A 9,778-nucleotide genomic window follows, 5' to 3' on the forward strand; every position below is an offset into this window, starting at 1 on the left:
GTTCGCATGCTAGACTCGATTCCGATGTTCCGCTTGCTTGATCGCTACCTGATACGTGAGATCGTACCCTACTTGCTCCTGGCGTTGATGCTGCTAACAGCAATCATTTTCGCTCAAGAGGCAAGCCGATTCTCAGAACTGCTGGTCGTTGCATCCCGCAACGGGTTGCCGATGCAGACTCTGTGGCGAGTGATGACCGCGCTCATTCCCGGCATCTTCGTGTTCACCCTTCCGATCTCTCTTCTGATTGGTACGCTGGTCGGGCTGGGCCGCTTGTCGGGCGACAGCGAGATCATTGCGCTCGGAGCTAGCGGCACCAGTCGTGTGCGTATGCTCGTCCCGGCGGTGCTCATTTCCTTGATCGTCGCCGCGGTGATGGTCTATATAACGTTTAACCTGCTTCCGCGATCTGTCCGAAATCTTACAGACTTGAAGGCAAACCGGTCCCTCATCTTTCAAGGATTGAACGCCGAGATCAAACCTCGCGTGTTTGAAGAAAGCATTCCGCAGAAGGTCCTCTACATCGAGGACATCGACCGTCCGAATAGCCAATGGCACAACATCCTTCTGGTCGATCTCGGCAAAGGACCCGGTCAGATGACTATAGTGACCGCGACATCCGGCTCACTGCGGCAGGGCGAGCGGTCTGAGATGCCTGAGTTGCATCTGCAACGAGTCGCCCTCCACCAGACGGACACGGGCGAGCCGGAAGCGCAGGATCAGATCGAGCCACACAACCAGCTCCCACAGCCAGCGTCAGCGACGCCGCCGGCTGCCGCGCCATCAACACCCGCCGATCAGCCGTCTTCTCAGGAAAGGCAAAAGGACAAGGAGAAAAAAAGGGGAAGCAACAATCAGCCGCCCCCCTATACTGCCGCGCGCTTCGATGAATGGACCTACGGCCTGGAGGTTTCGGAGGAAAAGAAAAATGAGTCAACTGGCATCGACCGGGAATCTCATCAGGTGGAAGAAATGGAGTGGGGCGATCTGATCGCGTACGCTCCCTCTGAATCTGACGCGCGCGAATGGCTTGCCGAGGTGCATAAGCGACTGGCGTTGCCGGCTGCATGCCTGGTATTTGCGCTACTGGGCGTGGGCTTCGGAATCAGCAACGTCCGTACTGGACGTTCGTTCGGACTATTGCTTGGTCTGGGCATTACCATCGTCTATTACCTGCTGGCTTTGTGGGGCCAGCATTCGGCGCTTGCGGGCAAGCTGCCGGTGTGGCTGGGAATTTGGCTAGCAAACATTGCACTCGCCGCGCTCGGCGTGATTGTGCTCCTTTTTCAGCGGCGGCCGGGATGGGATCCACTGTCCGCATTGAGCAGTCTTCGGCACGCCTGGCCATCGAACAAGGGCCACGCAGAGATTGGACGGCTCCCCGGAGCGACGCAAGTCGTCGAGTCGCCGCGCGTAGCGGTCGCGCGACTGCGCCGATCTGCCCTGCCGCAGTTGCTCGACAGACTGGTCCTGTCGGACCTCACGCGTTTCTTTCTATTTATCCTCGGCGGCTTCTCGTCGCTTATTCTCATCATCACTTTGTTTCAGTTGTTGGACTATATCACTCGCAACAACATCGAATGGATGGTAGTAGCAAACTACCTGTTGTTTCTGCTTCCGTGGATTGTCAACCAATTTGCTCCGATGGCGGCGCTGGTGGCCGTAATGGTTACCTTCGGGATCCTCCACAAGACCAGCCAGGTCGTCGCGCTGAAAGCTTCGGGCCAGTCGATTTTTCGGCTCGCCGCACCGGCCCTGCTGGCGTCTGTACTCTTGTCGGTTTTTGTGTTCGTGAATCAGGACTACATACTGCCATTCACAAATCGGAGACAGAACAACCTTCGCTACTTGATTCGCAAAGGACAGGAGCCGCCGCAGACGTTCTATCAGACCGCCAACAAATGGATATTCGGGACTGAATCGCGCATCTTCAACTACGCGTACTTCACTCCGACCACCAACACCTTCGCCAGGTTGAATGTGCTGGATCTTTCAAGAGAACCGTTCAGCATCAAACGCCGGCTGTACGCGCGCCGCGCCTCGTGGGACAACTCAACACAGGAGTGGGTCCTTGAAAACGGCTGGGAACGCCGGTTTGAAGGCGATCGGCCCGTCGCCTTCGAACCTTTCGTTCAGCGACGAGTGGTTCTCGCCGAACATCCTGAGTACTTCAAGAAAGAGACCGTCGGCTCGGCGTCGATGACGCTTGCGGAGTTGCGCCGGGCGATCACGGATCTGTCGCACTCCGGATTCGACGTACTCGATTTGCGAATCGCGCTGCAAAGCAAGATAGCGTTCCCGCTCACGTGCCTGGTGATGGTGATTGTCGGTTTGCCCTTCTCTTTTTCGGTCGGCAAGCGAGGTGCTTTGTACGGCGTCGCGATCGGAATCGCAATCGGGTTGGCGTACTGGGGACTTACAGGTCTGTTCGAACAGATGGGCCGCTACGAGATGTTGCCTCCGATGCTGGCCGCCTGGGGTCCCAACATGCTGTTTGGCGCCGGCGGGCTCTATTTGTTTCTGACCTCTCGCACCTGACGATCATTCCGGGAGCAGGCGAGCAGCGGCAAACGTGTGCTTGTTGCTTTCCCAATAAAGCATCTCAATCGAGCGCTCATAAATCTCCCAGGCACAAGCATCGTGCTCGAGCGTGTCGACCTGGACCTCACACCGTTGCACCCTTAGCGCGAAGCACACCTCTTCGTTATGCGTAACTCCCGGCGCATACTTTCCGCGCCACTGAGGAGCGATCTCAAAAGTATTGATCACACCAAGATCAATCAATTCGTCTGCGCGGATGCAAATTCCGGTTTCTTCGCGCACCTCCCTCACCGCAGCCTGCCAGTGAGTCTCCCCTTCTTCGAGAGACCCAGTGACCGGCTGCCAGAACCCGCCGTGACTCACAACGCGCTTCAGCAAGAGATACTGCCGCCCGCTGGGCGCGTCAGCGAAGATCACAACTTGAACGGACCGGGGCTGCTTGTACTTCACAACCGAATTTAATCAAAGTGCGTATCGCTCGCACAATCGCAATCGAGGCGAGCACAAAGCATTCTCACGAAGGTGGAAGAGACCTCATCTTCATATTGATCGGGATGAATGGGAGAGAGCAGTAGGCAGAGACTAACTGCCTACTGCTGAGATCTTCGCGCGGTCGAGAGGCGGTGAAATCTGTTGGATTGATCGGCGACCGATATCCAGACTGCTTGCGCCCGTCAAGCAGGCTTTGTTAGACAGAAGTCCCTCACGCCTGATCCGATCTCAGGCTGCCGCCTGCCGGGGTTTATCGACGAAGCTACTTCTTGGGACCGATCACTGAATCCTTAGCAGCCTTTGCGACACGGAATCTGATGACCGTCTTGGCCGGGATTTGGATCTCGGCGCCGGTTGCCGGGTTGCGCCCCACCCGCGCCTTGGTTTGCTTCTTGACCAGCTTGCCGATGCCCGGAATCGTGAACTCGCCGACTTTCTTTGCTTCGCGATAAGCGATATTGCTCAGTGCGTCGACGAACGCTAAGGCTGTTTTCTTGTTGCTTGCGGTTGCCTCAGCCAACTCAGTCAAGATTTGCGTCTTTGTCATCTTCTTTGCGTTTGCCATAGCTCCTTGTGTCCTCTTTCTGGATTTGATCTCTGTGACTGTGCACAGGCTTTGAAAAACCGCGGCGAGAGCAGGGTGCCTCGCTCTTGGCGGCGCGTTCGCCGCTCAAAAAGTTACCCCTGCTTTGGCCGCCCCTTAATCGAGCCAGCAAAACAGGGGATGTAGTGCGACGCGAGATTACTACACCAGAAAGGAAGTTGCAACTAAAAAAGTGCGGGAAACCCGCATTTTTATTAGGTGAAATCAATTGACATATTGACTCCCGGCGTAACCGGTGAGACAATTCCGTCTTGTGAAACTAGCCTCTACAGTGTTCAGCTTGTTCAACCGTCCGATCGTGAAGGATGCGCCCCCCGCCGAGTGAGTATGCACGATGTTACAGTTTAAGCAGCGACAATTTGAAACGGAAGAACTGCCTCCGAGATGGAACATCGGAGTCGATCGCCGCCATCTCCTAGCTTATGTCGGGCTGGCCGTGATAGCGGGCTTCGCCGGAGGCTTTCTAGCCGCGAGATACACAACTCGCAAAGAAGCCTCTGCGCTGCCTCCCATTAGCGAAACTCGGCCGCCGGCGCGCCAGGCCGGCGCCGATACTCCGAGCGGGTTCCACCGCGTCACGCGCATTGTCCGAGCCGACACAATCGACGTAGAGAGCGTCGGTCCTGTTCGGATGATTGGCATCGAAACACCCGACGGCAAATCGCCCCGCGAGATATATGGCGTCCACGGACAGCGGGCCTTGAGTTTCGTCGAGAAGACTCTGCTCTCACAGGAAGTGCGGCTTGAATTCGACGCGACAGATGGCCGCACCAAGGACGACTCGGGACAGACGTTGGCGTACGTGTACACGCGCGATGGCACGCTCATCAATGGCGAGATGGTGAAACAGGGCCTCGCACTGGTGCGATCCGAGCAGTTCAAGTTGGCCAACGACTTTCGCGGTTACGAGCGTGAAGCAATGCAGTCGATGCGAGGTGTGTGGGGTTCTTCCTCGTCGTCCGCGTCGGCGCTCGCTTCCGCTACGACAACCACTACTTCACCGCAGCCATCGGCCGAAGACAAGCCGAAGAAGCTCTCTCCGCTCCCTCCGTCCGCTTTCGGCGTCAACATCCCGGCTCTCTCGGGATCGACGAGCACTCCGGGGGAACCCAGCGTGTGGGTGTCGCCTGGCGACAAGATGTATCACAAATCGGGGTGTGAGTTTCTGGATAAGAAGAAGCGTTCGGTCGGGCTGTCTCAGGCGAAGTCTGAAGGGTACACTTCGTGCAGTCGCTGCTATGCCTCAACCGTTCTCAAGGCGCCTTAAGACCAGCCTGACCGCCTCTGGGAGCGGAGGCATCCCTGCTTGGCGTTTGCGCGGGAAGAAGCAGGCAGGTATGCCTGCGCTCCCAGGCCGCCACAGATTACGCTATTGACTGATGCCTTATACTATTTGCGGATTGTCCCCCTACCAGCATGATCCTCGACGCGGAGTAGCCGGCCCCCCGGCCTAGAACAAAAAGCCCGCAGGACAATACAACGAGAACAGGGATCTGATATGGACAGACGATCGGTTGCTGTCTGTACGACAGTCACGCTTTCACTTCTGGCGTTTGTAGATGCATCTGCTGCACGCCCGTCAAACAAGTCATCACGCGCGGCTGTCAGGTCGCCAGCTCTTAACCACACGCGATCGCTCGAATCAAAAACTCCCGCGGCGCGTCGTGCGCGAAGCTGTGCTCCTTGCTCCGCGGAGCTTGCCAGGAACCGAAAGGCTCGCGCGCTCGCCAAGCGCGGCAAGAACGCAAAGAACCTTCCGTGTCATCCGAAGAACTACGTCGATCCGAAAATCGCCAAGAACTACAAAGCCGCGCTGCGTGACATGAAACGCGCCGGTATTAAGCCGAAAATAACAAGCGTGTGGCGTTCATCAGAGGATCAGGCACAACTCCGCCGATGCTCGCTGAGCACGCGCTGCCGGCGGGCGAACCCCGGGCTCTATCGCGCGTTGCCCGCCGGAAAATCCATGCACGAAGCTGGCTTCGCCGTCGACATGGCCGGCATCGCCGCCGGGCCTCGCGGCGCAAAACGGCTCACGCCGAAGGGCCTTCGCATTGTTGGCATAATGCGCAAGAACGGATTTAACTGGCGCTACGGGTTGGCGGATCCGGCGCACTTTGAAGCCAACCCGCGAAAGCACGGCTATCGCACGGTGCAGCAAGCGATCACCCGAACTCAGACAACGTGCCAGATAAAGCTCGTGAAGACCAGGGCGCACAAGAAGCCGGCAAACAAAGTCGCGGTTAACCGCGCTCAAAGTCCCGCGAAACGGCGGTTGCAAGCCGAGGCGACGGCAATTAAAGACACGACTTCACGCGGGAAGAGTCAGAGCGTAGCCCACATGACTCGCGGCAACGCGACGAGCTAGTTCTCTTTCGCGACTCCGCTGTAAACAAAGTCTCCTCAGCGATAAGTAGTAACTCCGTTGCCGAGAAACAGCACGTTCAGTTGACTTCCCTTCTTCCATCTAATTAGAATCGCCGCCTGGTTCTCCGAACCCCGAGGTCAACCCGGTGAAATTATCTCTTCTCGACTGGTCGGTGATCGCGGCCTATTTCCTGTTCAATCTCGGCATCGGCATCTATTACGCTCGACGCGCGCGCGGCAGCACAACCGAGTTCTTTCTATCGGGCCGCGACGTGCCGTGGTGGCTGGCAGGCACGTCGATGGTGGCAACGACCTTTGCAGCCGATACCCCTCTTGCAGTCACCGGTTTCGTCGCCAAGAACGGCATCGCAGGAAACTGGTTGTGGTGGAACTTCGTGATGAGCGGGATGTTGACCGTGTTTCTCTACGCTCGACTGTGGAGACGAGCCGGAGTGATGACCGACATCGAGTTCGCCGAAGTGCGTTATTCAGGAAAACCGGCGGCGTTCTTGCGCGGGTTCAGGGCGCTTTATCTCGGCCTACCGATCAACTGCATCATCATGGGCTGGGTCAACCTGGCGATGGTCAAGATACTCGAGATCACCCTGGGCCTCGACAAGCGTGGGGCCGTAACAGTCGTCGTCGGAATACTGATCTTCACGGCGTTTTACACAACGATCTCGGGCTTGTGGGGAGTTCTGGTGACCGATCTTTTTCAGTTCGTGCTGAAGATGGGAATGGTCATCGTGCTCGCGGTTCTTTCAGTGCGCGCGGTGGGCGGGATCGATGCTCTCAAAATGAAGATCGCCGCGCTTGATGCATCAACCGGACAACCGGGGTCACGGCTTTCATTTTTTCCCGACTTTGACTCGGTCTGGATGCCCGGAATCACGCTGTTCACCTATCTTGCTGTGATCTGGTGGGCGAGCTGGTATCCCGGAGCTGAACCGGGAGGCGGCGGCTACGTCGCGCAGCGAATATTCTCCGCTAAGGACGAACGCCACGGGCTTCTCGCGACGCTGTGGTTCAACATCGCGCACTATGCGCTGAGACCGTGGCCGTGGATACTGACCGCGCTGGCGTCCCTCATTCTTTATCCCGAGCTGGCGGACAAGGAGTCCGGTTACATCATGACCTTGATGGACCCCAACGTGTTCCCGCCCTACCTGCGCGGGTTCATGCTCGCCGCGTTCGCCGCGGCATACATGTCCACTATAGGCACTCAACTCAACTGGGGCGCTTCCTACGTGATCAACGACTTCTACCGGCGCTTCATCAAGCGCGACGGCGGCGAGCGTCATTACGTGATCGCTTCACAGTTGGTGACGGTCTTGTTGATGATCGTCTCGCTCATCGTGACCTTCAATCTGGAATCGATCGGCGGCGCTTGGAAGCTCTTGCTGGTGACTGGAGCCGGAACCGGGACGGTGCTGGTGCTGCGTTGGTTTTGGTGGCGTATCAATGCCTGGTCTGAAGTCTCGGCGATGATCGCAGCCGCCGCATGCTCGCTGTTCTTGCAGCTATACGTGAAGTGGGATAGCGATCATCCGAGGGAGTTTGCGTACCTGATGCTGGTCACCGTTGGAGTGACAACGCTGGTATGGGTCTCGACGACGCTGCTGACTCGCGCGGAACCAATGGAGAAGCTGATAAGTTTCTATCGCAGAGTTCAACCGGAAGGTCCCGGGTGGAAGCGCGTTGCGGCACAGACTGGCTCCGCGCCGGCCAACGTGTCCGGCGGTCTCGCTGTGCAGTTTGCAAATTGGTTCCTTGGATGCGTATTGATATACGGGTTTCTGTTCGGCATCGGCTATCTGATTTTTGGCGAGATGTTAAAAGGTGCTGCCTTTCTTCTCGGCGGCGCCATCGCCGGGGCCGTTATCATGCGAAACCTTCGGCGGGCAGTCTGGCATTCGGCTCTGGATGCAGCGGCGCCGGTCGCAAGCGTCGCCGCCGAGCCTTTGCAGCCCTAGGATTCGTCGCGTAATAGGAGATCAACTCGTGGTGATGATCAGAATCCTGCTCACTCTAGTGTTAAGCGCTTCGAGCGTGCTCGCTTCTCTGCCTGCCGTCGGGGCTCAAAAGACAAAGCCCGGTACGCCGGAACCAAACTGGGTTGAGAAAACGCTCGCCTCGATGACGGTTGATGAGAAGATCGGTCAGCTCATCATCCCGGCGGCCGTCGGAATGTTCCTGAGTCAGGACAGCGAGACCTTTCAACAAGCCCGCCGCGATATCACCCAGTTTCATGTCGGCGGCTATCACATGCTCGGCGAAGTGAACATCCTGCACGAGCCCGCCGGAGTCGCGCTGTTCATCAATCACCTGCAAGAGCTGGCTAAAGTTCCGCTGTGGGTCACCGCTGACTTCGAAGGCGGGGTCGGGCTGCGATACATCGGGGCGACGCGGCTTCCAAGAGCGATGGCGATGGGCGCAACCGCGAATCCCGACTTTGCTTACCAGTCGGGCCGCATCGCCGCTGAAGAAGCGCGGGCTATGGGTGTTCAAGTCAACTTCTATCCGGTAGTCGATGTGAACAACAACGCCCGCAATCCGATCATCAACATCCGCTCATTCGGCGGTGACCCGCAGCTCGTCTCTCGGATGGCTCGCGCGTACATACGAGGCTCGCAGGAGCACGGCGTGATGGCCACCGCCAAACACTTTCCCGGTCACGGTGACACCTCGACCGATTCTCACCTCGAGCTGCCCATCATCGACGTCGATCGCGCGCGCTTGAATGCCATCGAGCTGCCCCCGTTTCAAGCGGCCGTCGAAGAAGGCGTGGGCGGGGTGATGAGCGCCCACATAGCCTTGCCGCGAATCGAGACCGACAACCTTCCCGCTACGCTCTCGCCAAAGATGCTCACCGGCGTGTTGCGAGGCGAATTAAAATTCAACGGCGTGATTTTCACCGATGCGATGAACATGCGCGGCCTGACGGCTCACTATCCCGAAGGTGAGGCCGCGGTTCGCGCGGTGAAGGCCGGCGCCGACGTGGTGCTGTACCCTCCGAGCGTCGAGCAGGCCTTTCTTGGTCTCAAGCGCGCAGTCGACTCAGGCGAGATCAAAGAGTCGCGCATCGATGAATCGGTCCGCCGAATACTGACGGCAAAGGCGAAGCTGGGGCTCGACCGAAATCGCTTCGTCGATATCGGCAAGCTTGATAGCGCCCTTGGCACGAACGAGCATCAGCGCACGGCGCAACAGATCATCGAAGGCGCGATCACCCTGGCGCGCGACAAGCGGAACGTGTTGCCGCTGAAGCTGGCACCCGAACAGAAGGTGTTGTTCATCTCGATGGTTGATAACAGCGAAGGCTGGCGCGATGGAGTACCGGGCCGCGCATTCTTCGAGGGGCTGGTTAAACGCCATGCAAAGTCGATACACGTCTATGTGACGGACAAGACGTCGCCGGCCGAGTTCGATCTAATCAAGAAGCTTGCGGCGTTCTCGGACGCGGTCATCGTGAACGGGTTTATTCGAGTCTCGTCTTTCAAAGGCTCGATCGATATGAGCGAGGGTGAGATCAACCTGTTAAAGCATCTGTCTACTATCAAGCAGCCGTTCGCTTTTGTGCTCTTTGGCAGCCCGTACTTGTTATCATTTGTTCCGGAGCTTCCGACTTACATTTTGGCTTACGAATACTACCCCGCAGCCGAAGAAGCGGCGTTGAAAGCGGTGTTTGGCGAGATTGAATTCAAGGGCAAGCTGCCGATCGAGTTGCCGGGGTTCTATCCGATCGGCCACTCCGCCACGAAGAGCGCCCCGTCA

At 57.7% G+C, this 9,778-nt stretch carries 7 protein-coding genes; 5 read left to right on the forward strand and 2 right to left on the reverse strand.

What is annotated here, in order from left to right; genetic code table 11:
* Positions 1-6 precede the first annotated feature (6 nt).
* Positions 7-2,538, forward strand: a complete 2,532-nt coding sequence (locus AABO57_26835; protein ID MEK6289345.1) for an LptF/LptG family permease — start codon at positions 7-9, stop codon at positions 2,536-2,538.
* A gap of 3 nt (positions 2,539-2,541) precedes the next feature.
* Here AABO57_26835 and nudB read toward each other — a convergent pair whose 3' ends face one another.
* Positions 2,542-2,991, reverse strand: a complete 450-nt coding sequence (gene nudB, locus AABO57_26840; GenBank protein MEK6289346.1) for a dihydroneopterin triphosphate diphosphatase — start codon at positions 2,989-2,991, stop codon at positions 2,542-2,544.
* Between the two features lie 304 nt (positions 2,992-3,295).
* Positions 3,296-3,598, reverse strand: a complete 303-nt coding sequence (locus tag AABO57_26845) for an HU family DNA-binding protein (GenBank protein MEK6289347.1) — start codon at positions 3,596-3,598, stop codon at positions 3,296-3,298.
* 373 nt (positions 3,599-3,971) lie between these two features.
* Between AABO57_26845 and AABO57_26850 the strand changes: the two genes are divergently transcribed.
* The 4 genes from AABO57_26850 to AABO57_26865 all read left to right on the forward strand — a co-directional run.
* A complete protein-coding gene (locus AABO57_26850) occupies positions 3,972-4,904 on the forward strand; it encodes a thermonuclease family protein (GenBank protein ID MEK6289348.1) in 933 nt (310 codons plus the stop codon).
* 231 nt (positions 4,905-5,135) lie between these two features.
* Positions 5,136-6,005, forward strand: a complete 870-nt coding sequence (locus AABO57_26855; GenBank protein MEK6289349.1) for a D-alanyl-D-alanine carboxypeptidase family protein — start codon at positions 5,136-5,138, stop codon at positions 6,003-6,005.
* Positions 6,006-6,150: 145 nt separating this feature from the next.
* Positions 6,151-7,977 (forward strand): sodium:solute symporter family protein, encoded by a 1,827-nt coding sequence (locus tag AABO57_26860; GenBank protein ID MEK6289350.1) that lies wholly within the window; start codon positions 6,151-6,153, stop codon positions 7,975-7,977.
* 34 nt (positions 7,978-8,011) lie between these two features.
* The coding region (locus tag AABO57_26865) for a glycoside hydrolase family 3 N-terminal domain-containing protein (protein MEK6289351.1) at positions 8,012-9,778 on the forward strand (1,767 nt) is incomplete at its 3' end.

Source organism: Acidobacteriota bacterium, from assembly GCA_038040445.1.
GTDB lineage: Bacteria > Acidobacteriota > Blastocatellia > UBA7656 > UBA7656 > Onstottus_A > Onstottus_A frigus.

What these genes read in the sequence shown, in the direction of transcription:
- AABO57_26855 (MEK6289349.1), top strand. Translation starts at nt 5,136, where the DNA reads ATGGACAGACGATCGGTTGCTGTCTGTACGACAGTCACGCTTTCACTT.
- AABO57_26835 (MEK6289345.1), top strand. Translation starts at nt 7, where the DNA reads ATGCTAGACTCGATTCCGATGTTCCGCTTGCTTGATCGCTACCTGATA.
- AABO57_26850 (MEK6289348.1), top strand. Translation starts at nt 3,972, where the DNA reads ATGTTACAGTTTAAGCAGCGACAATTTGAAACGGAAGAACTGCCTCCG.
- AABO57_26845 (MEK6289347.1), bottom strand. Translation starts at nt 3,598, where the DNA reads ATGGCAAACGCAAAGAAGATGACAAAGACGCAAATCTTGACTGAGTTG.